This is a genomic window from Humidesulfovibrio sp. (assembly GCF_031082295.1).
Taxonomy (GTDB): domain Bacteria; phylum Desulfobacterota; class Desulfovibrionia; order Desulfovibrionales; family Desulfovibrionaceae; genus Humidesulfovibrio.
Genome location: NZ_JAVHLD010000073.1, coordinates 1 through 501, shown reverse-complemented (window position 1 = coordinate 501; position 501 = coordinate 1). Strand labels below are relative to the sequence as shown.

At 56.9% G+C, this 501-nt stretch carries 1 protein-coding gene; it reads left to right on the top strand.

What is annotated here, in order from left to right; genetic code table 11:
* On the top strand, positions 1 to 501 hold a 501-nt coding region (locus tag RDU24_RS15920; protein ID WP_374989797.1), incomplete at both ends, for an ATP-binding protein.

Here is a 501-nt window from a genome sequence, read left to right as displayed (position 1 = left end):
CGACCACATCGTGGATGTGCTTTTGGACTCGGCGGCCATGGGGGTCAATACCGTGGAGCGGGAAGGTGTATCTTTTACCCACCCGGCAAACTTTATTTTAGTGGGCACCATGAACCCGGAGGAAGGCGAGCTCAGGCCCCAGCTCCTGGACCGCTTCGGGCTCTGTGTAAACATTACCGGGATTCTTGACCCGGCACTCAGGGTAGAAGTAGTTAAGCGCCGGGCCGCCTTTGAAGAAGACCCGGAGAGTTTTTCCTTGCAGTGGGAAGGAGAAGAAGAGAAACTCCGCCGGCGAATTGTCAGTGCCAAGGCGCTCCTGCCCAAGGTACGGATATCTGACGAAATACTCTTCTTAATCGCCAAGATTGCTGTTGAAATGGGAGTGGACGGCCACCGGGCCGACCTGATCATGATGAAGGCGGCCAAGACCACGGCAGCGCTGTACGGCCGGGATGAAGTTACCGAAGATGACGTGCGCAGCTCGGTAGACCTGGCCCTACT